The following is a 23,565-nucleotide window of genomic DNA, read 5'->3' as shown; positions in this document are numbered from 1 at the left end:
CTCGTCGAACGCCGCTCGCGGGTGATCCTGCGCCGGATGGGACAATGGAGCGCGTGACTGCTCCAGCCTCCCTCCTCAGCACGACGACCGCCGGCCCCGGCACGGCCTCCGCCGGCACGGGTCCGCTGCTCGCGCCGTTGCGGATCGGCCCGATCGTCGTCGAGACACCGGTCGTCCTCGCCCCGATGGCAGGCGTCACGAACCGTGCCTTCCGCACGCTGTGCCGAGAGGCCGGCGCGAGCGGCGGCGACGACCCCGGGCTCTACGTGGCCGAGATGGTGACGAGCCGCGCTCTCGTCGAGCGCAACACCGAGGCGTTGCGCATCGTGACGTTCGGCGCGGAGGAGACGCCGCGGTCCGCGCAGGTGTACGGCGTCGACCCGGCCACCGTCCGCGAGGCCGTGCGGATCATCGTGGCCGAGGACCGCGCCGACCACGTCGACCTCAACTTCGGCTGCCCCGTGCCCAAGGTGACGCGCAAGGGCGGGGGAGCGGCGCTGCCCTGGAAGCGGGACCTCTTCACCGCGATCGTGCGCGGCGCCGTCGAGGCGGCGCGCCCGTACGGGGTGCCGGTCACCGTGAAGATGCGCAAGGGCATCGACGACGACCACCTCACCTACCTCGAGGCGGGCCGGATCGCCGAGGGCCTGGGCGTCGCCGCGGTCGCGCTGCACGCGCGCACGGCCGCCGAGCACTACTCCGGCACCGCGGACTGGACCGCGATCGCCCGCCTCAAGGAGGCCGTGACGAGCGTCCCGGTGCTCGGCAACGGCGACATCTGGTCCGCCGAGGACGCCGTCCGCATGGTGCAGGAGACGGGCTGCGACGGCGTCGTCGTCGGCCGGGGCTGCCAGGGGCGGCCGTGGCTGTTCGCCGACCTCGCCGCCGCGTTCGCGGGCCGGTCCGAGCGCGTGCGCCCCGGGCTGCGCGAGGTGGCCGACACGATCTACCGCCACGGCGAGCTCATGATCGAGTACTTCGACGGCGACGAGGGCAAGGGCATGCGCGACCTGCGCAAGCACATGGCCTGGTACCTCAAGGGCTTCGCGGTGGGCGGCGACGCGCGCCGCGCGCTCGCGATGGTCTCGACGCTCGACGAGCTGCGCGGGCACCTCGACGCGCTCGACCAGGACGCCCCGTACCCCGGCGAGGCCGCCGAGGGGCAGCGCGGTCGTGCCGGGTCGCCCAAGACGCCGCACCTGCCGTACGGGTGGCTCGACTCGCGCGAGCTCGACGCCGAGCACGAGGAGCGCCTGCGCGAGGCCGAGCTGAGCGTCTCCGGCGGCTGACGGCGGTCCGGCGGGCGAGCGGGTGACGCCGCGATGCGGCGGGCGGGCGAGAGGTCGTGGCGTCTGTCCGTGTCGGACGGTCACGACCTCGACCTCCTGCTCTGGTTCCGCGACGCTCTCGGGCTCGTCGTCCCGGCGACGACGTGCCTCCCCGCGCGGTCCCGCGGTCGCCGGACCGGTCGGGTCTGCTGGCGGACGACGAGCGCGTGGCGGCCGCCGGCCGGTGGGCGGCGTGGTGGCGTGCCGCCCTTGCGTTCGCGGGCGAGAGCCAGCGGGAGGAGGCGCCCGCGGGAGAGGGCCAGCTCCTCGCGTGGGTGCGCGAGCGCGCCGTCGTGCACGAGGCGATCGGGGTGCCACCCGGCTTCGCCGCGCTGGGCGACGTGCCCTCCCTGCGCGACGCCGTCGTGCGCCTCTTCGCTGACGCGCGCCGCGACCTCTCGGGGCGCGAGGCGGCGTGCGCGGGGGCGCTGCCCCGACGTGCGACGGCTGAGGGCCACCGCGGGCTGGCCGCGCTCGCGGAGGACGTGGCCCGCGCGCACGACGTCGGGATCGGGGCGGTGCGGGGCGCCGTGCTCGTCGTCGCCGTAGAGGGACCCTGGTGGCGGCTCGTGGGCCCGGGCGTCGTGGTGTGCTCCTCGTCCGCCTACGGCGACGACGCGGCGTTCACAGGGGAGGTCGTGAGGGCCGCGTTCGAGTCCGCGCTGCGGGCATGAGGACGGCCGGGGCCCCGGCGGACCCCGGCCGTGCCCGCGCGGGAGTCGCCGCCCTGTGTCGCTTCCGCCGAACGCGCAGGTCAGCGCGCGCGCAGCCAGACCGTCGTGTCGGAGGGGACGCGGACCTGCGGGTCGGCCGACCGGTCCGTGAGCACGGGCCCCGACGCCACGAGGACCTCGGTGCCGCGCGGCAGCACGACGGGCTCCGTGCCGAGGTTGGCCAGCACCACGACGTCGCGGTTGCGCAGCGCGACGACGTCCTCCGAGCCGGCGTAGTCCTCGACCCACGCGAGCGTGCCCGACCCGAGGCGCTCCGCGCGGCGCGTCGCGAGCGCGGTGCGGTAGGTCTCGTACGTCGAGCCCTCGACGCCGCGCTGCACGTCGGCGGCGTACCGCGCGTAGGACGCGGGCTGGGGGAGCCACGTCTTCCCGGACGGTCCGAAGCCGAAGCCGTCGGCGTCCGCGTGCCACGGGAGCGGGATGCGGCACCCGTCGCGGCCGGCCTCGGCGCCCTGGGTGCGGAAGAACGCGGGGTCCTCGCGCACGTCGTCGGGCAGAGCGGTGTGCTCGGGCAGGCCCAGCTCCTCGCCCTGGTAGAGGTACGACGACCCGGGCAGTCCGAGCATGAGCAGCGACGCGGCGCGTGCGCGGCGCAGGCCGAGCTCCTCGTCGGGCTGCGGGTCGTGCGCGAAGATCCCGTTGGGGCGCAGACCGGGGTCGGCGAGGCCGAGGCGCGAGGCGTGGCGCACGACGTCGTGGTTCGACAGGACCCACGTCGTGGGCGCGCCGACCTCGTCGTTCGCGCGCAGCGACGCCGCGATCACGGTACGCAGCGGCGCCGCGGACCACGCGGTCGTGAGGAAGGAGAAGTTGAACGCCTGGTGCATCTCGTCCGGGCGCACGTAGCGTGCGAGCCGCGAGAGCGGCTCGACCCAGGCCTCGGCGACGAGCGCGCGGTCGCCGTCGTACTCGGCGAGGACGCGGTGCCACGCGCGGTAGATCTCGTGCACGCCGTCCTGGTCGAACATCGGGCCCGAGTTGCCGGCGCCCGTCGAGCCGTCCTCGGGCGCGCCCGGGTCGGTCTCCTCGTCGCCGTCGGCGGCCTCGGTGCCCTCCACCATGGACACCGTGCCGTCCCAGTCGGGCAGGCCGTCGGCCTTGATCATGCCGTGCGCCACGTCGACGCGGAACCCGTCCACGCCCTTGTCGAGCCAGAAGCGCAGGACCTGCTCGAACTCCTCGCGGACCTCGGGGTTCTCCCACGCGAGGTCGGGCTGCGTGGAGTCGAACAGGTGCAGGTACCACTGGCCGGGCGTCTCGCCCTCGGCCCCGGTGACGGGGCGGGCGTCCGCGCCGGCCGTCACGCGGGTCCACGCGGGGCCACCGAAGATCGACTGCCAGTTGTTCGGGGGCAGCTCGCCGTGCTCGCCCTCGCCCTCGCGGAAGACGTAGCGGGCGCGCTCGACCGAGCCCTCGGGGGCGGCCAGCGCCGCCTGGAACCACGCGTGCTGGTCCGAGGTGTGGTTCGGTACGAGGTCCACGACGATGCGGATGCCGCGCGCGTGCGCCTGGGCGAGCAGCTCGTCGAAGTCGGCGAGCGTGCCGAACAGCGGGTCGACGTCGCGGTAGTCGGCGACGTCGTAGCCGGCGTCCTTCTGGGGCGAGCGGTAGAACGGGCTCAGCCACACGGCGTCGACCCCGAGCTCGGCCAGGTGGTCGAGCTTGGACGTGATGCCGGGCAGGTCGCCGACGCCGTCGCCGTCGCCGTCCGCGAACGAGCGCGGGTAGACCTGGTAGATCACGGCGTCGCGCCACCACTCGGGCGCCTCGCCCGGGCCGGTGTGCACGAGCGCCCCGGTGCTGAAGGGCGCGGGCGCGGTGGCCGTCGCGGTGCTGCTGGTGGTCGGCGTCGAATCGATACGAGTCATCGAGCTGTCGGTCCTCACGTGCGTGGTGTCGGGGTTCTTCGGGGGGATCACTCGGCAGGCGGAGCGGGGGTGACGCCGACCCTCCGTCGAGTGTAAGCGCTTGCGGTGGCGGGGCGACGGGTCCCGTTCCGGGGTCCGGAGGGTGGTCGCCGATGTCGCGGCGTGCGTCGTGCTGCGTTCGTGCAGCCGCGGCGTGCTGCCGTCAGGCGGTGGGCGCGCCCGTCGCCGGGGCGGCGCCCGTGGAGTCGCGGACGATGAGCTCCGGCTGGAACAGCAGCTCGGAGCGCGGAGCGCGCTCGCCCGCGATCTCGGTGAGCAGCGCGCTCACCGCGGCGTGGGCCATCGCGTTCACGGGCTGGCGCACCGTGGTCAGGGGCGGGTCGGTGAACGCGATGAGAGGTGAGTCGTCGTAGCCGAGCACCGACACGTCTTGCGGCACGCGCAGCCCTCGCGAGCGCGCGGCGCGGATCGCGCCGAGCGCCATGAGGTCGGAGCCGCAGACGATCGCGGTGTGGCCTGCGTCGATGAGCTCGCCGCCCGCCGCCTGGCCGCCCTCGACGGTGTACAGGGTGACGACGACGTGCTGCGCCGCCTCGGACTCGTCGGCCACGAGCCCGTGCCGCACGAGCGACTCGGCGAAGCTCGCGAGCTTGCGCTGGGCGGGGACGAACCGGTCGGGCCCGATCGCGAGCCCGATGCTGCGGTGGCCGAGCGAGACGAGGTGGCGCACCGACAGCTCGACGCTCGCGACGTCGTCGGGCGAGACGAACGGCGCGTCGATGCCCTCGGCGAAGCCGTTCACCAGCACGATCGGGATGCCGCGGCTGCGCAGTCGTTCGTAGCGCTCGTGGCTCGCCTGGGTGTCGGCGTGCAGTCCGGAGACGAAGACGATGCCGTCGACCGCGTGGTCCATGAGCATGTCGACGTAGTCGTCCTCGGTCGTGCCGCCGGGCGACTGCGTGCACAGCAGCGGTGTGTACCCGTGCTCCGACAGGAGCGACTCGATCGTCTGGGCGAACGCGGGGAAGACGGGGTTCGTCAGCTCGGGGACGACGAGGCCGACGAGGCCGGCCGATCGGGTGCGCAGCGTCGAGGGGCGTTCGTAGCCCAGCACGTCGAGCGCGGCGAGGACCGCCTGGCGGGTCTCGCTCGCGACGCCGGGCTTCCCGTTGAGGACGCGCGAGACCGTCGCGGTGGAGACGCCGGCCTGGGCGGCGAGATCGCTGAGACGGGTGCGCACATGGGGAAGCGTAGGGGACACCGGACCTCCTCGTCCTGGTCGTCCGACCGGCGAGCCGCGAATCTCCGTACGGAGGCGCGCGGACCCGTCGGCCGGGGGAGGCGGGCGGGCGCCGGACGGCGCCCTGCAAAGCGTTGCATGAAAGTTACCGCAACGACTTGCATCCGTGCCACCTCGCGCTCTACCGTCGTCGCATCAGGGCCCACGGTCGGTGCGAACCGACGTCGGCCGCCACCGCACTGCAACATGCTGGGAGTGACCACTGATGCGACGGAGCATCCTTCTTGCCGCCGCGCTGACCACGACGTTGGCGCTGGCCGCCTGCTCGTCCGGCGGCTCGGGAGACGAGAGCACCGACGAGCCGAGCGCCGAGGACACCTCCGCCGGCGGCTCGCTCACCGTCTGGGTCGACGAGACCCGCCAGGACGCCGTGACCGCGGCAGCGCAGTCCTTCGAGACCGAGACGGGCACGACCGTCGAGGTCGTCCTCAAGAACTTCGAGGACATCCGCGCGGACTTCCTCGCGCAGGTCCCGACGGGCGAGGGCCCCGACATCACGGTCGGCGCGCACGACTGGCTGGGCGAGCTCACGACGAACGGCGTCGTGGCCCCGCTCGAGCTCGGCGACAAGGCGGCCGAGTTCGAGGACGTCTCCATCGAGGCGTTCACGCAGGACGGCCAGGTCTACGGCCTGCCCTACGCGATCGAGAACATCGCCCTGATCCGCAACACCGCTCTCGCGCCGGAGGCGCCCGCCACGTGGGACGAGGCCGTCGCCGCCGGCCAGGCCGCGGGGACGCAGTTCCCGATCCTGGTCCAGTCGGACGGTGACAAGGGTGACCCGTACACCCACTACCCGTTCCAGACGTCGTTCGGCGCCCCGGTGTTCACGCAGAACGAGGACGGCAGCTACTCGTCCGAGCTCGCGATGGGCGGCCCCGAGGGCCAGGCGTTCGCGCAGTGGCTCGGCGCGCAGGGCGCGGCCGGTGTGCTCAGCCAGGACACCACGTACGACATCGCCGTCGAGGCGTTCAAGAACGGCCAGTCGCCGTTCATCGTCGGCGGCCCGTGGATGATCGACTCGTTCGAGGGCATGGACCTGTCGATCGACCCGATCCCGACCGCCGGCGACCAGCCCGCCCAGCCGTTCGTCGGCGTCCAGGGCTTCTACCTCAGCGCCGAGAGCAAGAACGCGATCGTCGCGAACGACTTCCTCGTGAACTTCCTGTCCACGGAGGAGGCGCAGCTCGCCCTCTACCAGGCCGGCAACCGCCCGCCGGCGCTGACGGTCGCGGCCGACTCCGCCTCGGCGGGCGACCCGATCGTCGCGGGCTTCCGGGCCGTCGGTGCCGAGGCCGTGCCGATGCCCTCGATCCCCGAGATGGCGTCCGTCTGGAGCTTCTGGGGCGTCACGGAGGCCGCGATCGTCAGCGGTGCCGACCCCGTCCCGACCTGGGACAAGATGATCGCCGACATCCAGGGCGCGATGGACTCCTGACCCGGCTCGGACCGGGCCGCCGTCGCGGTGCGCAGGGTCACCTGCGCGCCGCGACGGCGTCACCGCGGGTCCGGCACCGGCCGCGACGCGGCACGACGACACTCGGGACGACGCGGGACGAACCGCGTCACGACCTCGGAGGCACCAGGATGTCCGCCCCACAGACCACGACCGACGCGGAAGTCGGCCCTCTCGGAACCGACGGGCCGCCGCCGCGGCGCACCCGTGGGCTGCGCGCGGCGGACGCCTCGCACGCGCGCGACTACAGCCCCGGGTTCTTCGTCAAGCTCGCGCTCATGGCCGTCGTCGACGCGCTCGGCGTGTACGTGGTCTGGTCCGCCTGGACCGCGGGCTCGTACGGGATCCTCGCGGCGTCCCTGGCGATGCTCGTCGTCGCGAACTGGGTGTACTTCTCGAAGCGCGCGCTGCCGCTCAAGTACATCCTTCCCGGGCTGCTCTTCCTCCTCGTCTACCAGATCTTCGTGGTCGGCTACACCGGGTACGTCGCCTTCACCAACTACGGCACCGGGCACAACGCGACCAAGGAGCAGGCGGTCTCCGCGCTGCTGATCCAGAACGAGCGCCGCGTCGAGGGCTCCCCCTCGTCGGCCCTGACCGTGGTCGAGGACGGCGACGCGCTCGGCTTCGCGGTCGTCACCGAGGACGGCGACGTCGAGGCCGGCACGGTCGACCGACCGCTCGCCGTCGTGGACGGCGCGACGGTCGAGGACGGGCGCGCGACCGACGTCCCCGGCTTCACCGTGCTGCCCCGCGACCAGGTGCTCCAGCGCCAGGCCGAGGTGACCGAGCTCCGCGTGCCGGTCTCGGACGACCCCGAGGACGGGTCGATCCGCACCACGGACGCGCGGACCGGCTACGTCTACACCTCGGCGCTCGAGTGGGACGCCGCGGCGGACACCATGACCGACACCACGACCGGCACCGTGTACACGCCGAACGACGAGGGCCAGTTCGAGGCCCCCGACGGATCGACCCTCGCGGTCGGGTGGCGCGTGCCCGTCGGCTTCGACAACTTCGTCACCGCGTTCTCCGACGCCCGCTACGCGGAGCCGTTCGTCAAGATCCTCGTGTGGACGTTCGTCTTCGCGATCGGCTCGGTCGTCACGACGTTCCTGCTCGGCCTCTTCCTCGCGATCGTCTTCAACGACACGCGGATGCGCGGGCGCAAGGTGTACCGCACGCTCATGATCCTGCCGTACGCGATCCCGGGGTTCCTCGCCGCGCTGCTGTGGTCCGGCCTGCTCAACACGCGGTTCGGGTTCGTCAACGAGGTGATCCTCGGGGGCGCGCACATCCCGTGGCTCACCGACCCGTGGCTCGCGAAGCTCTCGGTCCTCGGCGTGAACCTGTGGCTCGGCTTCCCCTACATGTTCCTCATCTGCACGGGCGCGCTGCAGTCGCTGCCCGGGGACGTCATGGAGGCGGCCAAGATCGACGGCGCCGGGCGCTGGCGGACGTGGCGGGCGATCACGCTGCCGCTCCTGCTCATCGCGACCGCGCCGCTGCTCATCTCGTCGTTCGCCTTCAACTTCAACAACTTCACGCTCATCTACATGCTGACCGGCGGCGGTCCACGGTTCGCCGACGCGTCCGTCCCGCTCGGTCACACCGACATCCTCATCTCGATGGTCTACTCGATCTCGGGTGTCGACGGGTCCGCGCAGAAGGACTTCGGTCTGGCGAGCGCCCTGTCGATCGTCATCTTCGTCATCGTGGGGACGATCTCGGCCATCGCCTTCCGCAGCACGCGCAAGTTCGAGGAGATCAGCTGACATGGCGACCACCCAGGCACCCCCCGTCGTCGGCGGTCGTCCCGCCCCGTCCGTGACCTCGCGGAACCGGATGAAGCCGGGGCGCTGGTTCTCCGAGCTCGGCTGGCGGCACGTCGTCGGCGTGATCGCCGTCGTCTACGCGGCCTTCCCGCTCGTCTACGTCCTCTCGGCCTCGCTGTCGGAGAACGGGACGCTCACCGGCTCCAACACGTTGTTCTCCGACGTGAGCGGGGCGAACTACGCCGAGCTCGGCACGACGATGTTCTGGACGTGGATGGGCAACACGCTCGTCATCGCGGTCGCAACGTCCGTCGGCACGGTCCTCATGGGCGCGGCCGCCGCGTACGCGTTCTCGCGCTTCCGGTTCGCCGGGCGCCGCATGGGCCTCACGTCGCTGCTCATCGTCCAGATGTTCCCGCAGATGCTCGCGTTCGTGGCGATCTTCCTGCTGCTCATCGGGCTCGGGAACGTCGTCCCGATCCTCGGCCTGAACAGCAAGATCGCCCTCATCGCCGTGTACCTGGGCGGCGCGCTCGGCGTGAACACGTTCCTCATGTACGGGTTCTTCAACACGGTCCCGCGCGAGCTCGACGAGGCCGCCAAGATCGACGGGGCCACGCACTCGCAGATCTACTGGACGATCATCCTGCGCCTGGTGGCGCCGATCCTCGCGGTCGTCGCGCTGCTGTCGTTCATCAGCACGTTCGGCGAGTTCATCATCGCGCGCATCGTCCTCACGTCGGAGCGCAACTGGACGCTCGCCGTCGGCCTCTACGGCTGGGTGTCGTCGCTCAAGGAGGCGAACTGGGGGCTGTTCACGGCCGGCGCCGTGATCTCCGCGCTGCCCGTGCTCGCGCTGTTCCTCTACCTCCAGAAGTACATCGTCGGCGGGCTCACCGCCGGGTCCGTGAAGGGCTGACCGCGTGCGCGACGTCGTGACGCCCGTCCCGCACCACGACGGCTCGGCGCTGTACGTCCCCGAGGGCGTCCCCGCCCTCGGGGACACGGTCCCCGTCCGCGTGCGCGTCCCCCGGTCGGCGGGGGTACGCGACGTCTGGCTGCGCACCGTGCGCGACGGCGAGCCGCGGCTCGCGCCCGCGCGGCTCGACCGCTCGGACGAGCACGAGGACTGGTACGTCGCCGAGGTGCTCGTGCACAACCCCGAGACGGGGTACCGGTTCTTCCTCGACGAGGGCGCCTCCGGGTACCGCTGGCTCAACGGCCGCGGGACGTGGGACCGCGACGTGCCCGACGCCGCGGACTTCCGCCTCACGGTCCACGACGGCGCGCCGGCGTGGATGCGCGACGGCGTCGTCTACCAGGTCTTTCCCGACCGGTTCGCGCGCTCCGCTGCGGTCGACGGGCGCCCGCTCCCGGAGTGGGCCGTCCCCGCGGCCTGGGACGACGAGCCGCACGGCTCGGGTCCCGACGTCGGGACCCAGTACTTCGGGGGCGACCTCGCGGGCGTCGAGGAGCGGCTCGACCACCTCGTCGCGCTCGGCGTCACGACCCTCTACACGACCCCCGTCTTCCCGGGGCGCTCCAACCACCGCTACGACGCGAGCACGTTCGACCACGTCGACCCGCTGCTCGGCGGCGACGCCGCCTACGCGTCGCTGATCCGCGCCGCGCACGCGCGCGGCCTGCGCGTCATGGGCGACCTCACGACGAACCACACGGGCGCCGGGCACGAGTGGTTCGGCCGGGCGCTCGCGGACCCTGGCGGGCCGGAGCGCGACTTCTACTACTGGACCGACGGCGAGCCCGGGTACGTCGGCTGGCTCGAGCACGCGTCGCTGCCCAAGCTGTCGTACGGGTCGACCGAGCTCGGGGCGCGCATGATCGACGGGCCCGGGTCCGTCGTCGGGCGCTACCTGGGCGAGCCGTTCGGGCTCGACGGCTGGCGCATCGACGTCGCGAACATGACCGGCCGGTTCGGCGCCGAGGACCGCACGCTCGAGGTCGCGCGCCGCCTGCGCGCGACGATGCGGGCCGCGAACCCCGAGGCGGCGCTCGTCGCGGAGCACTTCCACGACGCGTCGGGCGACCTCGCGGGCGACGGCTGGCACGCGAACATGAACTACTCCGCGTTCACGCGCCCGGCCTGGACGTGGCTGTCCCCGGCCGACTCGCCCGTCCCGTACCTCGGGCTGCCCGTGCGCACGCCGCGGCGCGGGGGGCATGACGTCGTCGCGACCATGCGCGAGTTCGACGCCGTGCTGCCGTGGCGCGTCACGGCGTCGCAGTGGAACATGCTCGGCTCGCACGACACCCCGCGCCTGCGCTCGATCGTCGGCTCGCGCGAGATGGTCGAGGTCGCGGCGACGCTCCTGCTCACCTACCCAGGCACGCCGGTGATCTTCGCGGGCGACGAGGTGGGGCTCACGGGCCTCAACGGCGAGCACGGGCGCGCGACCATGCCGTGGGACGACGCGGCGACGGGTTCGGGTCGCTGGGACGCCGCGACGTTCGACCTGTACCGCGGCCTGATCGCCGTCCGGCGCGGCTCGGACGCGCTGCGGCACGGAGGTCTGCGCTGGGTACACGTCGACGACGACGCCCTCGTCTACCTGCGCGAGACGCCCGGGGAGCGCGTGCTCGTCGCGCTCGCCCGCGCGCCGTGGGACGGCGTCACGCTGCACCCCGCGCTCGTGGGGTCGGGCGAGGCGGAGCGGCTGCACGGCTCGCTGGACCTTACCCGGCACGACGGTGGCGCCCGGCTCGCGAGCGACGGCCCAGCCGTCGGGGTGTGGCGCCTGGGCTGATCCGCCCTGTTCGGGCAGTCCCGCGGGGCCGCCCGGCGAGAAGCGGTCAGTCGAAACCCGCTGGGCGGTCAGTCGAAGAGGTGCGCGACCTGGCGCACGGCGTCGTCGTACTGCGCGCGGTCGAACGTGAACGCGCCGAGCGCGGAGTAGTCCCACTCGGGATGGAAAGGCTGCGCGAGGTCGTGCCACGTGACCGTCGTCGCGTCCACGTCGATCGCCACCTCGAACGGCCAGCAGCCCGCCTCGTGGCAGCCATCGCACGCGAGCACCCACGCGTGCCTGCGGCGTCCGGGGAGGCGACCGTGGCCGTACCACTGGCGCGACGCCCTGCCGTACCGGAACACCTCGGGCACGATGCCGCCGTACCCGCCCGACGGCGTGTACCGACGTGCCGACTCGAACGCGCTGACGATGCTCACGAGCGAGCGGCCGTCGAGGTACGGGACCACTTCGACGACCTCGTCCTCCCGGACCACCCGCAGCTCGAGCGCGTGCGCTGCACCCATGTGCGCGAGGCTACGCCCCCGCCCGGCAGCGCGCCGCCGAGAAGGGAGTTCTCGCCCCCGAGAAGCTCGGACCGAGGGCGAGAGCTCCCTTCTCGGCCCGGCGCGCTCGTGGCAGGATCGCGGCGTGACCGTCGAGCGCCTCGCGATCCTCTCGGACGTCCACGGCAACCTGTCCGCGCTCGACGCGGTCCTCGCCGACGCGCGGTCCCGCGGCGTGACGACGATCCTCAACCTCGGGGACATGGTCGGCAAGGGTCCGCGGGGGCAGGCGGTCGTCGACCGGTGCCGCGACGCGTGCGCGGTCACCGTCCGGGGCAACTGGGAGGACTTCCTGCCCCGGACGCCCGACGACGGGGTCCCCGAGCACGTGTGGTGGCGCGACGAGCTGCGCGCGGACCAGCGGGACTGGTTCGGCACGCTCCCGCTGAGCCACGACCTGCTGCTCAGCGGCCGGCGGGTCCGTCTCCTCCACGCGTCGGCCGCGTCCGTGCACGTCAAGGTCTTCCGCAGCCACACCGTGGGGGAGTTCGCCGACATGTTCGCGGCGACCGGGCTCACCGGCGCCGGCCCCGAGCCGACCGTCGTCGTCTACGGCGACACCCACGACGCCTACGTCGAGACGTCCCGGGGTCGGACCCTCGCCAACGTCGGCAGCGTCGGGAACCCGCTCGACGAGCCGACGCCCGTCTACGCGATCCTCGAAGGCGTCCCGGGCTCGCCCGACCCCGCGCCCTTCTCGCTCCAGCACGTGCGCGTGCCGTACGACGTCGAGGCCGAGATCGCCGTCGCGTACGACCTCGGCATGCCCGAGGCCGACGCGTGGGCGGGCGAGCTGCGCACCGGCGTCTACCGCGGCCTCGCGGACCCGGCTCCCGCCACGTCCTGACCGGCGTCGTTACGCTGGGGCCCGTGCAGACGTTCGAGCAGGAGGCGTTCGACCCCGCGGTCGTGGGGACCGGGCCGCGCCCGGCGCGCGGCGAGGAGGGCACGGCGTCGTACTCGGACGCCGACACCGAGCGGTGGTTCGTCGAGTCCGCGAAGTCCCGCGCGCGCACGCCGTTCGAGCGCGACCGCGCGCGCATCGTGCACTCGTCGGCGCTGCGCCGCCTCGGCGCCAAGACGCAGGTGCTCGGTCCGGGCAGCGACGACTTCGTGCGCACGCGCCTCACGCACACGCTCGAGGTCGCCCAGGTGGGTCGCGAGATCGGCAAGGCGCTGGGCTGCGACCCGGACATCGTCGACACGGCGTGCCTCGCGCACGACCTCGGGCACCCGCCGTTCGGGCACAACGGGGAGCGGGCGCTCGCGGACCTCGCGGTCGACGTCGGCGGGTTCGAGGGCAACGCGCAGACCCTGCGGCTGCTCACGCGGCTCGACCCCAAGGTCGTGGACGCGGACGGGCGGTCGTACGGGCTCAACCTCACGCGCGCGAGCCTCGACGCGAGCGTCAAGTACCCGTGGGGCGCGGGGGAGGCGCCGCTGCGCGCGGACGGCCGCCCGACCCACAAGTTCGGCGTCTACGAGGACGACCGACCCGTGTTCGACTGGCTGCGCGCGGGCGCGCCGAGCCAGGTGAAGTGCCTCGAGGCGCAGGTCATGGACCTCGCGGACGACGTGTCGTACTCGGTTCACGACGTCGAGGACGCGATCGTGGGCGGGCGCATCGAGCTCGCGGTGCTCGACGACCCCGACGAGCGGGCCCGGGTCGTGCGCGCCGTCCACTCCTGGTACGGCACCGCGTACGACGAGGCGGCGCTCGACGCCGCGATCACGCGCCTCCAGGGCACCGGGCACCTGGTCACCGGGTTCGACGGCTCGCGCCGCGCGCTCGCCGCGCTCAAGGACGCGACGAGCCAGCTCATCGGCCGGTTCACCGGCGCGGCGCAGGACGCGACGCGCGCCCTCTACGGGGACGGGCCGCTCACCCGGTACGCCGCACGGCTCGTCGTGCCGGACGAGACGGTGGCGGAGATCCTCGTGCTCAAGGGCGTCGCGGTCGCCTACGTGATGGCGCCGCGCGAGCAGGAGCCGCTCTACCAGCGCCAGCGCGAGGTCATCGCCGACCTCGTGCACGTCTTCTCCGAGCGCGCGCCCGTCGCGCTCGAGCCGTCGTTCGCAGCCGACTGGGAGGCAGCGCCCGACGACGCGGCCCGGCTGCGCGTCGTCGTGGACCAGGTCGCCTCGCTCACGGACGTCTCGGCCATGCAGTTCCACGCACGCCTCGTGCGCCCGCCGGCCTGAACGGCCGGCGGGCGGCACCGCCGTCGGGCCGGGCGCCCGGGGTCAGCCGCGCTCGGTGACCCAGGCGTCGCTCGCGCGCTGGACGTCCTCGGCCGTCACCGAGTCCGCGACGGTCGCGAAGTACCAGCGGTGCCCGAACGGGTCGCGGACGGCCGCCTGGCGGAACCCCTCGAACCAGTCCGACGGCTCCGCGAGGCTCGTCGCGCCGGCGGCGAGCGCCCGCGCGTACGCGGCGTCCGTGTCCTCGACCGGGACGGTGAACGACGCGTGCGTGGGCGCGCCCGGCTCCGGCGCGACCGAGTCCGGCGGGAACGCTTCGGCGACGGTGAACGTGCTCGTGCCGGCCGGAGAGGCGAGCCGCAGGTCGGAGTGGATGATCGTGTCGCCCGCCGTGATGGTGTCGACCACCTCGGCGCCGAGCGCGGCCTCGTAGAACGCGATCGCGTCGCGCGCGCCGCTCACCGTGACGTTGGGGTGCAGTGCCGACATCTCCATGGTGTCCTCCTCGTCGTGGTCGCCCGCGGGGGCGCGGGCCGTCCCACCATGCTCGTGTCGGCGGCCCGTGCCAGTCTTGGAGGAATGCGACAGGTGTTCGAACCCGAGGGTCGTGCCGACGTGCGGGCGGAGTCCCGGCGCGGCCCGACGACGTCGTTGCGGGGGCTCGTCGACCCCGCCGCCGCGCGGCGCGGGTTCGAGCTCGTGCGCGTCGAGCCGACGCCGGACCTCGCGGACCTCGTCGAGCGGCACTGGGTCGTGCGGTGGAACCTGCCGCCGGGAGAGTCGTTCACGCAGGTCCTCGTGCCGCACCCGGCCGCCAACGTGGTCGCCGAGGAGTCCGGCTACGTCGCGCACGGCATCCCGCCGGGGCTGTTCGAGCGCACCTTGACCGGGTCGGGCGCCGTCGTCGGCACCAAGCTGCGGCCCGGCGCGTTCCGGGTGCTGCTCGTGCACCCGGACGCCGTGCGCCCGGGGGTGCAGGTCCCCGCGGCCGCGTTCCTCGGCCCGACGGCGGAGCGCACCGGGGCGACCGCGCTCGGCCTCGCCCGCGCGGGCCGGGACGAGGACGCGGCACGCGCCGTCGAGCCGCTCCTGCGCTCGCGGGCCGAGCGCGCGCGGACCGTCCGCGCCGAGCGCGACCTCGACCGCGTCGCGCGCGTTCTCGCGGCCCTCGTGGGCGGCGAGCTCGGCCCGGCAGCGGGCGTCGGCGACCTCGCGGCGGTCGTCGGGATGTCGCCGCGCTCGCTCCAGCGCCTCTTCGCCGCGTACGTCGGCGTGAGCCCCAAGTGGGCCCTCCAGCGTCACCGCGTGCACCTCGCCGCCGACCTGCTCGCGGCGGACCCCGACCAGGACCTCGCGGCGCTCGCGACCGCCGTCGGCTACTACGACCAGGCGCACCTCGGCACCGACTTCGCCCGCGCGACCGGGTCCACGCCCGGCGCCTACGCGCGACGCTGCGCCGCGTCGCGCGCCGCGCTCGTCCCGGCGGCGTCGGGGCCGGCCCGGGGGTGACCGACGACGCCGTCCAGCCACGCCCGGGGCACCGCCCGGGCGCATAGACTCGCTCCGTGGCAGGCCTGATTCGACGCGAGGACGTGGAAGCCGTCCGCGACCGCGCGCGGATCGACGAGATCGTCTCCGCGCACGTCACCCTCAAGACCGCGGGCGTCGGCTCGCTCAAGGGCCTGTGCCCCTTCCACGACGAGCGGTCGCCGTCGTTCCACGTGCGTCCCGGGGTGGGGCGCTGGCACTGCTTCGGGTGCGGCGAGGGCGGCGACGTCATCTCGTTCGTGCAGAAGATCGACGGCCTGACGTTCGTCGAGGCCGTCGAGTACCTCGCCGACCGCGTGGGGATCCAGCTCCGCTACGAGGACTCCGGCGGGCCGCAGCGCCCGCGCGAGGAGCCGGGCCGGCGACAGCGGCTGCTCGAGGCGCACCGCGTCGCCGCGCAGTACTTCTCCGAGCAGCTCTTCGCGTCCGGCGCGCAGGCGGCGCGCGCGTTCCTCGCCGAGCGCAGCTTCGACCGCGCCGACGCCGAGCACTTCGGCGTCGGGTACGCGCCCACCGGCTGGGACAACCTCCAGCGCCATCTCCAGGGGCGCGGCTTCACGCAGCCCGAGCTCGTCGCGTCCGGCCTCATGAGCCAGGGCCAGCGCGGCATCTACGACCGGTTCCGCGGGCGCCTCGTGTGGCCCATCCGCGACGTCACGGGCGAGATCGTCGGGTTCGGCGCGCGCCGCCTCTACGACGAGGACCAGGGGCCCAAGTACCTCAACACGCCCGAGACCTCGCTCTACAAGAAGTCGCACGTGCTCTACGGCATCGACCTCGCCAAGCGCGAGATCGCCAAGCAGAAGCGCGTCGTCGTCGTCGAGGGGTACACCGACGTCATGGCGGCGCACCTGTCCGGCGTGACGACCGCCGTCGCGACGTGCGGCACGGCGTTCGGCTCCGACCACGCGCGCATCGTGCGCCGCCTCCTCGGCGACACGACGGCCGGGGGTGGCATGCAGCTCGCGTCGGGCGCGTCCGTCGGGGGCGAGGTCGTCTTCACGTTCGACGGCGACGCGGCGGGCCAGAAGGCCGCCGTGCGCGCGTTCGGCGAGGACCAGCGGTTCTACGCCCAGACGTTCGTGGCCGTCGAGCCGAGCGGCATGGACCCGTGCGAACTGCGCATGGCCCGCGGCCCCGATGCCGTGCGTGCTCTCGTCGACGGGCGCCAGCCCCTCTTCGAGTTCGTCATCAGGACGACGCTCGCGACGTTCGACCTCGACACCGCCGAGGGGCGCGTCGGCGCGCTGCGCGCCGCAGCCCCCGTCGTCGCGGGGATCCGCGACGCCGCGCTGCGCCCCGAGTACGCCCGCATGCTCGCCGGCTGGATCGGCATGGACGCCGAGCGCGTCCGCCGCGAGGTGGCGGCCGCCGCCAAGCGGGGCAGCACGCCCGGCCCGGTCCGCACCGCGCGGCCCGACGACGCCCGCCCGGGTGCGGAGGCCGCCGCACCCGAGCCGGAGGTCCCCGCGCTGCCGGCGCCCGACCCGCGCGACCCCGTGGCGCGCCGCGAGCGCCTCGCGCTCGTCGCCGTCCTCCAGTACCCGCAGCACGTGCCGCCGGTCTTCGACGACCTCGGCGAGGACGCGTTCGCGGTCCCCGCCTGGCGCGCCGTCCACGCCGCGATCCGCGCCGCGGGCGGGGTGCGCGAGGGCACGACGCTCGGCGCCGGGCACTGGGTCGAGGCCGTCGTCGAGCAGGCCGCCGAGCCCGTGCGCGGCCTCGTCACCGAGCTTGCGGTCGCGCCCCTGCCCGAGGACCGGGAGAACGTCGTCGGCGGCTACGTCGCGGGCGTCGTGCGCGGCCTCGTCGACCTCGGGCTCACCCGCCGCGTCGCCGACGCGAAGAGCCGCCTCCAGCGCCTCGACCCCACGGCCGACCTCGCCGCGTACCAGGAGGCGTTCGCCACCCTCCTCGCGGTCGAGGCCGAGCGCCGCACGCTGCGCGAGGGCGAGATCGCCTGACGCCGGGAGGTCAGGCGGCCGCGTCCGCCGTCGCCGCGGCCGTCGCTGCCCTGCGGTCCCGCGCCGCCTGGCGGTCCGCCGGCATGAGGGCAGCGAGGACGACGAGGACCGCGGCGCTCACGGTGAGCAGGACGAACACGACGTGGATCGCGGCCATGAGGCCTGGGCCCTCGGGTGTGCCGTCAGGGCCCAGCGTCGTGCTGGCGTTGACGATCGCGCCGCAGACCGCGACCCCGACGGCCGAGCCGAGCGACCGCGCGAACATGTTGGTCCCGGTCACGGCGCCGCGCTCGGTGAAGGCCGCGGACGACTGCGCGGCGATGAGTGTCGGTACCGCGGTCAGGCCCATGCCGACGCCGACGACGAAGGTCGTCGCGGCGACGGCCACCACCGACGACGACGTGCCCAGCAGCAGCGTGAGCGAGGTGCCGGCGAGGACGAGCGCGGAGCCGATGACGGCGGTCCAGCGGAAGCCGATCCGCAGGTAGAGGCGCCCGGCGTTCGAGGCCGAGATCGGCCAGCCGACCGTCATCGCCGCGAGCGCGAAGCCCGCGACGAGCGGACCGACGCCGAGGACGCCCTGGGCGTAGATCGGCACGTACGTGGACAGCGCGAGGACGATCACCCCGACGAGGAGCGAGACCGCCGTCGAGACCCCGACGACGCGCCGGCGCAGGATCGCGAGGTCGACCACGGGGTAGCGCGTGCGCCGCGCGTGCACCGCGAAGACGCCGAGCAGGAGGACCGCGGCGCCAAGGACCGCGAGCGACGCGGGGGAGGCCCACGCCCACGTGGACCCGCCCTCGAGCAGACCGAGCAGCAGCAGCGTGCTGCCGGCGGTGAGGAGCGCGGCGCCGGCGTAGTCGATGGGCTCGCGCGCTCCCTCGCGCGGCGACTCGTGGTACCGCCGGTGCAGCATCCACGCGGCCAGCGCGCACAGCGGCACGTTGACGAAGAAGATCCAGCGCCAGCTGACGAACTCCGAGAACACGCCGCCGAGCGTCGGGCCGACGACGGACGAGATCGCCCACACGGACGCGAGGTAGCCCTGCGCCTTCGCGCGCTCCTCGAGCGTGTAGATGTCCGCGGCGATCGTCTGCGAGACGGGCATGACGGCACCGGCCCCGAGGCCCTGGAGCACGCGCCCGGCGACGAGAGCGGGCATCGACCACGCGAACCCGCACAGCACGGACCCGAGGAAGAAGAGGGCGACCCCCGCCAGCATGAGGCGCTTGCGGCCGAGGACGTCGGACAGCCTGCCGAAGACCGGCGTCCCGACCGCCTGCGCGAGCAGGTAGCTCGAGAACAGCCAGGGGAGCTGCGCGAACCCGCCGAGCTCGCGGGCGATCGTCGCCGACGCCGTCGCGATGATCGTCGCGTCGAGCGCGACGAGGGCCGTCGACAGCATGAGGGCGAGGAGGACGGGGCCGCGCTCCGAGCGCAGGCCGATCCCGGCGGGGGACGTCGTGGTCACGACAGACGCAAGCCCCGGGCAACGGTCGAGTATTCCCGGGCGCGTGACTGCGCGGGTCGGATCGGTCGGCCTGGCCGGAGAAACAGCTCGGCCCCGGACCGCTGGGCGATCCGGGGCCGAGCTCGTGGGCTCCCGCGGTAGGACTTGAACCTACGACCGTCCGATTAACAGTCGGATGCTCTGCCAGCTGAGCTACGCGGGATCGATCGTGGCCGTCGCGGTGTGCACCGCAGCGACCGGGGAAAACTCTAGCAGGCTCAGAGGGGTAGTCCGGACGCCGACCGGACCCGCCCCTCCGCCGCGTCGACGCGGGCCGTCACCTCGGGGTCGGTCAGGTCGACACCGGGGTCGGCGACGACCTGCGAGAAGAGCTCGCCGTCGCCGTCGCGCCGCACCGCGACCCGCGCGGTGAGCCCCGCGGCGAACGTCACGGTCTCCGACAGGACCACCGACGACTGCACGCGCTCGCGCAGCGTCTGGGCGAGCGACGTGCGGCGCGCGTCGGCGAGGCGGAGGACCAGGGGAGCGCCGCCGTCGACCCACGAGACCGTGATCGTCGCGGTCTCCGGCGAGTACCCCGCCCGGTCGACGTCCGACCACGGGCGCCGCGCGACCGTCCCGCCCGCGGCGTCGCTCGTGAGGAGCTCGGTGCGCGTCGCGACCGCCCACGAGCCGTCGGTCAGCTCGGCCGAGGCGAGCACGCGGTCGTCCGCCGGGACGTCGAGCGCGCGGCGGACCGGGTCGGGCAGGCTGGGACGGCGGAACCAGGACACGACCCCACCGTAGCCGCTCCGGGTCGGCCGGCAGGACGGGCGGTATGCTCGCCCGCGCGCCCCGTTAGCTCAGCTGGTCAGAGCAGGAGACTCATAATCTCTCGGTCGCGGGTTCAAGTCCTGCACGGGGCACCACCGGGCTGCTCGCCCACGCCCACGTCCCTGTCCGCCCTGCGGATGCGGTGCGCGGCACCGCGCGGTGTCATGGCCCCATGACGGTACGGATCAAGCGCGTGTACGAGCCGGCCGAGGAGGATGACGGCTTCCGCGTGCTCGTCGACCGGCTGTGGCCGCGCGGCGAGACCAAGGAGAAGGCGCGCGTGGGCCTGTGGCTCAAGGAGGTCGCGCCGTCCACGGAGCTGCGCCGCTGGTTCCACCACGAGGAGCGGCTGTTCGACGAGTTCGCCGAGCGGTACCGGGCCGAGCTCGACGTGAACGGCGAGGCGGTGGGAGAGCTGCGGGACGTCGTCGGGCAGCATCCCGTGGTGACGCTCGTGTACGGGGCGAAGGACGAGGAGCACAACCAGGCGGTCGTGCTGCGGGACTACCTGGCCGCGACCGGTCCGTCCTGACGCGCCGGGGCGCGACCCGGGGGACCGGCGTCGCGTCGGAGGTCGCGATCGAGGGCGCGGCGCAGCCGCGGGCCGAGCGGACGTTCGACGGCGCGGTGGATCGCCCAGGCGAGCACCAGGCACACCGCGACGGCCACGGTCAGCGTCGCCGCCCTGGAGAGGTACGGGTGCACCGACTCGATCACCCACCGCCCCCACGACGAGTGCACGAGGTAGAGCGGGTACGTCAGGGCGCCGAGCGCGGTGAGCCAGCCCCAGGAGATCCGTGCGAGCGGGGTGAGCGTCGCGGCCGCGACGACGGCGAAGCACAGGACGATCGCGACCCACCACACGGTCGGGGACACGACGACGTCGGTGCTGTTCTCGATGCGGGCCGCCTGGATCCTGCCCGAGACGGCTGCCGCGAGCACCACGTCGAGCGCGAGCGCGAGCCACAGGACAGGCGAGCGGCGCTCCCGCGTGAGGAGGTAGAGCACCATCCCGCCGGCGAAGAGCGGGGCGTCGGGCGCGACGAGGACGGTCGCGACGAGGTCGGAGCCCGTCTGCGTGGCGATCGCCCCCGCGACCGGCCACAGCACGACGAAGGCGAGCACCCGCGCGCGGGTGAGCCCGACGGCCACCAGCACGCCGACGAGCACGTAGAACCGCAGCTCCGACCAGAGCGTCCAGTAGATTGCCTCCAGGTCGGGGATCCCGAACGCGCGCTGGACCATGGTGAGGTTGGCCGCCGCCTGCGGGAGGTCGACGTCGCGGCGCCCGGGGATCACCAGGACGAGCAGCAGCAGGGTGAGGATGACCGCCGCCCAGTACGCGGGGAACAGCCGGCCGGCGCGCGAGGCGACGAAGCCGCGCACGTCGCGTCCCCACGCCGTCATGAGGATGACGAACCCGGACACGACGAAGAAGAGCTGGACGCCGAAGGAGCCGTAGGCGGCGACGCCCTGCGCACCCGGCAGGGAGTCGCTCGTCCGCTCGCCCCACGCGTGGTGGTTGACGGCGACGAAGTGGTACACGAGCACCGCCGCAGCGGCCGCGAACCGGAGTCCGTCGAGCACGGCGAGGCGCGGAGTCGTCGAGGGCATTCGAGGCACGTTACCAAACCGTGATCTGAGGGACCTGGGAGAGCCGTTCGACGTGCGTGCACGGCGCAGGGCTGGCACCGTGTCCGGGCCGGAGAACCCGGCGACGCTGGGGGCGGCGTCCCGACGACCGAGGAGGTCCAGTGGCACCGAGCATCAGCTCGACGGGCAAGGCGGCAGCGCGAGGCGCACGAGGCAGCAGGATGCTCGAGCTCCTGGCACGTGCCGGGTACGCGGTGAGCGGCGTGCTCCACCTCGTGGTGGGAGTCCTCGCCGTCCAGGTGGCGACGGGTTCGGCGTCCAGCGAGCAGGCGGACCAGACCGGCGCCCTCACCGCCATCGCGCAGACTCCGGGCGGGACCGCCCTCCTCTGGTTCGCCGTCGTGGCGTTCGCCGCGCTCGCGCTGTGGCAGCTCACCGTGGCGGTGAGCGGCGCCGTCGAGACGTCCGACCGGCTCAAGGCCGCCGGCAAGGCGGTCCTGTACCTCGCACTCGGGGTGCTCGCCGTGCAGGTCGTGAACGGGTCCGCGGGCGGCTCCGGCCAGGAGGAGGGCATGACGGCGACGCTCATGCAGAAGCCGGGCGGCGTCCTCCTCGTCGGTGCGGTCGGCGTCGGGATCGCCGCCGCCGGCGTCTACCACGTGGTCAAGGGCTGGCGGAAGAAGTTCCTCGAGGACCTCGAGGGCGGCACGGGCGGGAACGTCGGTCGCGCCGTCGTGACGCTCGGCCGGGTCGGCTACATCGCCAAGGGCGTCGCGCTCGGCGTGCTCGGCGCGCTCTTCGTCGTGGCCGCCGTGCAGCACGACCCGGAGCAGGCGGGCGGGCTCGACGCCGCGTTCGCGACCCTCGCGGCCCAGCCGTTCGGCGCGGTGCTGCTCGTCGCGGTCGGGCTCGGCTTCGCCGCGTACGGGCTCTACTCCTTCGCCCGCGCCCGGTACGCCCGCATGTGACGCGGTGGACAGGCGCGTCGGCCGTGAGGCCGGCCGCCCGTCCGCGCGCGCATGGAAGAATGGCGACCATGGCGATGAGAGAGATCCGGACCATCCCGGACCCCGTGCTCCGCACCCCCTGCGACGAGATCACCACCATCGACGACCGTGTGCGCTCGCTCGTCGCGGACCTCGTCGAGACCGTCGACCACGAGGGACGCGCGGGCCTCGCCGCCAACCAGATCGGCGTGAACCTCCGGGCGTTCTCCTGGAACATCGACGACGAGATCGGGTACGTGCTCAACCCGCGCATCGTCGAGCTCTCCGACGACTACCAGGACGGCGACGAGGGCTGCCTCTCGGTCCCCAACCTCTGGTACCCGACGCGACGCGCCTGGTACGCGCGCGTCGTGGGGACGGACCTCGACGGCAACGAGGTCGTCGTCGAGGGCACCGAGCTCATGGCCCGCTGCCTCCAGCACGAGTGCGACCACCTGGACGGCATGCTCTACCTCGACCGTCTCGACCGCTCCGTGCGCAAGAAGGCGATGCGGGAGCTGCGCGCCCACCTGTGACGACGCGCGTCGTCTGACCGCTGCCGGGCACGCCCGGCGAATCTCTCGCGCGAACGCGCGATGTCGTGCAAGATGGGCACGAGACACGCCGCGACGTACCTGTGACGTGCTGTGACACCACCCTCGGTGAGGACGTTGGGGAAGACGCAACCTCGACCTAGGGAGGCAGACATGGCCGGTGCCATCACCCGCGGTGTTCTTTACGTGCACTCAGCACCGCGTGCTCTGTGCCCGCACATGGAGTGGGCCGCGGGCAACGTCCTCGGCGTGCGCGTGTCGCTCGACTGGACCGAGCAGCCCGCCGCGCGCGGCCTCTACCGGGCCGAGTACTCGTGGCAGGGCCCGCAGGGGACGGGCGCCAAGCTCGCCTCCGCGCTGCGCGGCTGGTCCCACCTGCGCTACGAGGTCACCGAGGAGCCCAGCCACGGGGTCGACGGCGGCCGGTGGTCCCACACGCCCGACCTCGGCATCTTCTACGCCCAGACCGACGTGCACGGCAACATCGTCGTCCCCGAGGACCGCATCCGCGCCGCCCTCGAGCAGGCGAGCGAGCCGTGGGCCATGCGCGACGCCCTGCACCTCGCGCTCGGCAAGGCGTGGGACGACGAGCTCGAGCCGTTCCGCTACGCCGGCGCCGGAGCTCCCGTGCGCTGGCTGCACCGGGTGGGCTGACCGGGC

General features: G+C 73.7%; 21 protein-coding genes and 2 tRNA genes. 15 read left to right on the top strand and 8 right to left on the bottom strand.

What is annotated here, in order from left to right:
- Positions 1-44: 44 nt before the first annotated feature.
- Together dusB and ACN9MS_RS12940 are read left to right on the top strand one after the other, a co-directional pair.
- A complete protein-coding gene (gene dusB, locus ACN9MS_RS12945) occupies positions 45-1,289 on the top strand; it encodes a tRNA dihydrouridine synthase DusB (RefSeq protein WP_426308956.1) in 1,245 nt (414 codons plus the stop codon).
- 206 nt (positions 1,290-1,495) lie between these two features.
- Entirely contained in the window at positions 1,496-2,002 is a 507-nt protein-coding gene (locus ACN9MS_RS12940; RefSeq protein WP_426308955.1) for a hypothetical protein, read from the top strand.
- Positions 2,003-2,082: 80 nt separating this feature from the next.
- Here the strand turns inward: ACN9MS_RS12940 and ACN9MS_RS12935 are convergent, their stop codons facing one another.
- Positions 2,083-3,930: a glycoside hydrolase family 13 protein gene (locus ACN9MS_RS12935; protein ID WP_426308954.1), complete on the bottom strand. Its 1,848-nt coding sequence runs from the start codon at positions 3,928-3,930 to the stop codon at positions 2,083-2,085.
- A gap of 202 nt (positions 3,931-4,132) precedes the next feature.
- Positions 4,133-5,170, bottom strand: coding sequence for a LacI family DNA-binding transcriptional regulator (locus ACN9MS_RS12930; protein WP_231581808.1), 1,038 nt, complete (start codon positions 5,168-5,170; stop codon positions 4,133-4,135).
- 265 nt (positions 5,171-5,435) lie between these two features.
- Between ACN9MS_RS12930 and ACN9MS_RS12925 the strand changes: the two genes are divergently transcribed.
- The 4 genes from ACN9MS_RS12925 to ACN9MS_RS12910 all read left to right on the top strand — a co-directional run bounded on the left by ACN9MS_RS12925 (position 5,436) and on the right by ACN9MS_RS12910 (position 11,226).
- Positions 5,436-6,668 (top strand): sugar ABC transporter substrate-binding protein, encoded by a 1,233-nt coding sequence (locus ACN9MS_RS12925; RefSeq protein ID WP_426308953.1) that lies wholly within the window; start codon positions 5,436-5,438, stop codon positions 6,666-6,668.
- Between the two features lie 149 nt (positions 6,669-6,817).
- The gene (locus tag ACN9MS_RS12920; protein ID WP_426308952.1) at positions 6,818-8,461 is read left to right on the top strand and encodes an ABC transporter permease subunit; all 1,644 of its coding nucleotides are present in this window, start codon (positions 6,818-6,820) and stop codon (positions 8,459-8,461) included.
- Position 8,462: 1 nt separating this feature from the next.
- A complete protein-coding gene (locus tag ACN9MS_RS12915; protein ID WP_426308951.1) occupies positions 8,463-9,380 on the top strand; it encodes a sugar ABC transporter permease in 918 nt (305 codons plus the stop codon).
- A 4-nt stretch (positions 9,381-9,384) separates the two neighbouring features.
- A complete protein-coding gene (locus tag ACN9MS_RS12910; protein WP_426308950.1) occupies positions 9,385-11,226 on the top strand; it encodes a glycoside hydrolase family 13 protein in 1,842 nt (613 codons plus the stop codon).
- Between the two features lie 68 nt (positions 11,227-11,294).
- Here ACN9MS_RS12910 and ACN9MS_RS12905 read toward each other — a convergent pair whose 3' ends face one another.
- A complete protein-coding gene (locus ACN9MS_RS12905; RefSeq protein WP_375824777.1) occupies positions 11,295-11,732 on the bottom strand; it encodes a hypothetical protein in 438 nt (145 codons plus the stop codon).
- A gap of 124 nt (positions 11,733-11,856) precedes the next feature.
- Between ACN9MS_RS12905 and ACN9MS_RS12900 the strand changes: the two genes are divergently transcribed.
- Entirely contained in the window at positions 11,857-12,618 is a 762-nt protein-coding gene (locus ACN9MS_RS12900; protein ID WP_426308949.1) for a metallophosphoesterase family protein, read from the top strand.
- Positions 12,619-12,680: 62 nt separating this feature from the next.
- Positions 12,681-13,973 (top strand): deoxyguanosinetriphosphate triphosphohydrolase, encoded by a 1,293-nt coding sequence (locus tag ACN9MS_RS12895; RefSeq protein ID WP_426311894.1) that lies wholly within the window; start codon positions 12,681-12,683, stop codon positions 13,971-13,973.
- Positions 13,974-14,015: 42 nt separating this feature from the next.
- On the opposite strand, the gene ACN9MS_RS12890 is transcribed toward ACN9MS_RS12895, so the two are convergent.
- Positions 14,016-14,468, bottom strand: a complete 453-nt coding sequence (locus tag ACN9MS_RS12890; protein WP_313663107.1) for a VOC family protein — start codon at positions 14,466-14,468, stop codon at positions 14,016-14,018.
- Between the two features lie 93 nt (positions 14,469-14,561).
- Between ACN9MS_RS12890 and ACN9MS_RS12885 the strand changes: the two genes are divergently transcribed.
- Together ACN9MS_RS12885 and dnaG are read left to right on the top strand one after the other, a co-directional pair.
- A complete protein-coding gene (locus ACN9MS_RS12885; RefSeq protein WP_426308948.1) occupies positions 14,562-15,482 on the top strand; it encodes a helix-turn-helix domain-containing protein in 921 nt (306 codons plus the stop codon).
- A gap of 56 nt (positions 15,483-15,538) precedes the next feature.
- Positions 15,539-17,485: a DNA primase gene (gene dnaG / locus ACN9MS_RS12880; protein WP_313663105.1), complete on the top strand. Its 1,947-nt coding sequence runs from the start codon at positions 15,539-15,541 to the stop codon at positions 17,483-17,485.
- A 10-nt stretch (positions 17,486-17,495) separates the two neighbouring features.
- Here the strand turns inward: dnaG and ACN9MS_RS12875 are convergent, their stop codons facing one another.
- From ACN9MS_RS12875 to ACN9MS_RS12865, 3 genes are all read right to left on the bottom strand, one after another.
- Positions 17,496-18,959 (bottom strand): MDR family MFS transporter, encoded by a 1,464-nt coding sequence (locus tag ACN9MS_RS12875; protein ID WP_426308947.1) that lies wholly within the window; start codon positions 18,957-18,959, stop codon positions 17,496-17,498.
- A 129-nt stretch (positions 18,960-19,088) separates the two neighbouring features.
- Positions 19,089-19,161: transfer RNA gene (locus ACN9MS_RS12870), tRNA-Asn, on the bottom strand.
- A gap of 55 nt (positions 19,162-19,216) precedes the next feature.
- The gene (locus tag ACN9MS_RS12865; protein ID WP_277516391.1) at positions 19,217-19,732 is read right to left on the bottom strand and encodes a hypothetical protein; all 516 of its coding nucleotides are present in this window, start codon (positions 19,730-19,732) and stop codon (positions 19,217-19,219) included.
- A 58-nt stretch (positions 19,733-19,790) separates the two neighbouring features.
- Here ACN9MS_RS12865 and ACN9MS_RS12860 point away from each other — a divergent pair.
- Together ACN9MS_RS12860 and ACN9MS_RS12855 are read left to right on the top strand one after the other, a co-directional pair.
- Positions 19,791-19,867 (top strand) — tRNA-Ile (locus tag ACN9MS_RS12860).
- 77 nt (positions 19,868-19,944) lie between these two features.
- Positions 19,945-20,304, top strand: a complete 360-nt coding sequence (locus ACN9MS_RS12855; RefSeq protein ID WP_426308946.1) for a DUF488 domain-containing protein — start codon at positions 19,945-19,947, stop codon at positions 20,302-20,304.
- Here ACN9MS_RS12855 and ACN9MS_RS12850 read toward each other — a convergent pair.
- Positions 20,277-21,386, bottom strand: coding sequence for an acyltransferase family protein (locus tag ACN9MS_RS12850; protein WP_426308945.1), 1,110 nt, complete (start codon positions 21,384-21,386; stop codon positions 20,277-20,279). The genes ACN9MS_RS12855 and ACN9MS_RS12850 overlap by 28 nt on opposite strands.
- Before the next feature lie 140 nt (positions 21,387-21,526).
- Here ACN9MS_RS12850 and ACN9MS_RS12845 point away from each other — a divergent pair, with 140 nt between their 5' ends.
- The 3 genes from ACN9MS_RS12845 (at position 21,527) to ACN9MS_RS12835 (ending at position 23,559) form a co-directional block, all read left to right on the top strand.
- Positions 21,527-22,333, top strand: a complete 807-nt coding sequence (locus tag ACN9MS_RS12845) for a DUF1206 domain-containing protein (protein ID WP_426308944.1) — start codon at positions 21,527-21,529, stop codon at positions 22,331-22,333.
- Positions 22,334-22,401: 68 nt separating this feature from the next.
- Positions 22,402-22,887 carry a peptide deformylase gene (def, locus tag ACN9MS_RS12840; protein ID WP_047233027.1) on the top strand — a complete coding sequence of 162 codons (486 nt, stop codon included), beginning with the start codon at positions 22,402-22,404 and terminating at the stop codon, positions 22,885-22,887.
- A gap of 171 nt (positions 22,888-23,058) precedes the next feature.
- Positions 23,059-23,559, top strand: coding sequence for a DUF3145 domain-containing protein (locus tag ACN9MS_RS12835; RefSeq protein WP_426308943.1), 501 nt, complete (start codon positions 23,059-23,061; stop codon positions 23,557-23,559).
- Positions 23,560-23,565 lie beyond the last annotated feature (6 nt).

Origin of the sequence: Cellulosimicrobium sp. E-16 (genome assembly GCF_049913115.1) — a bacterium.
Classification (GTDB): Bacteria; Actinomycetota; Actinomycetes; order Actinomycetales; family Cellulomonadaceae; genus Cellulosimicrobium.
This window is presented reverse-complemented; position numbering and strand designations above follow the sequence as displayed.

Coding starts and splice junctions, on each gene's coding strand:
- ACN9MS_RS12915 (WP_426308951.1), top strand. CDS start 8,463: ATGGCGACCACCCAGGCACCCCCCGTCGTCGGCGGTCGTCCCGCCCCG.
- ACN9MS_RS12855 (WP_426308946.1), top strand. CDS start 19,945: ATGACGGTACGGATCAAGCGCGTGTACGAGCCGGCCGAGGAGGATGAC.
- ACN9MS_RS12890 (WP_313663107.1), bottom strand. CDS start 14,468: ATGGAGATGTCGGCACTGCACCCCAACGTCACGGTGAGCGGCGCGCGC.
- ACN9MS_RS12835 (WP_426308943.1), top strand. CDS start 23,059: ATGGCCGGTGCCATCACCCGCGGTGTTCTTTACGTGCACTCAGCACCG.
- ACN9MS_RS12920 (WP_426308952.1), top strand. CDS start 6,818: ATGTCCGCCCCACAGACCACGACCGACGCGGAAGTCGGCCCTCTCGGA.
- ACN9MS_RS12905 (WP_375824777.1), bottom strand. CDS start 11,732: ATGGGTGCAGCGCACGCGCTCGAGCTGCGGGTGGTCCGGGAGGACGAG.
- ACN9MS_RS12850 (WP_426308945.1), bottom strand. CDS start 21,386: ATGCCCTCGACGACTCCGCGCCTCGCCGTGCTCGACGGACTCCGGTTC.
- def (WP_047233027.1), top strand. CDS start 22,402: ATGGCGATGAGAGAGATCCGGACCATCCCGGACCCCGTGCTCCGCACC.
- ACN9MS_RS12925 (WP_426308953.1), top strand. CDS start 5,436: ATGCGACGGAGCATCCTTCTTGCCGCCGCGCTGACCACGACGTTGGCG.
- ACN9MS_RS12935 (WP_426308954.1), bottom strand. CDS start 3,930: ATGACTCGTATCGATTCGACGCCGACCACCAGCAGCACCGCGACGGCC.
- dusB (WP_426308956.1), top strand. CDS start 45: ATGGAGCGCGTGACTGCTCCAGCCTCCCTCCTCAGCACGACGACCGCC.